A 220-nucleotide genomic window follows, 5' to 3' on the forward strand; every position below is an offset into this window, starting at 1 on the left:
GCGTGAACGGATTCAATTTAAACAACCTATCGGCAATTTCCAAGGCATTCAATTTATGCTCGCTGATATGGCAACCCAAATCGAAGCTTCGAAATTACTGATTTACCAGGCCGCTTCCCTGAGAATGGCTGGACTGCCGTACAGTAAACAAGCCTCCATGGCTAAGATGTATGCGAGCGATACGGCGGTCAAGGTGACTACTGACGCGGTGCAAATTTTC

The 220-nt window shown here is 47.3% G+C and carries 1 protein-coding gene; it reads left to right on the top strand.

The genetic code is table 11. The features are described from left to right. The coding region (locus UF75_RS26030; protein ID WP_045577402.1) for an acyl-CoA dehydrogenase family protein at positions 1 to 220 on the top strand (220 nt) is incomplete at both ends.

Origin of the sequence: Desulfosporosinus sp. I2 (assembly GCF_000960765.1) — a bacterium.
GTDB lineage: Bacteria > Bacillota > Desulfitobacteriia > Desulfitobacteriales > Desulfitobacteriaceae > Desulfosporosinus.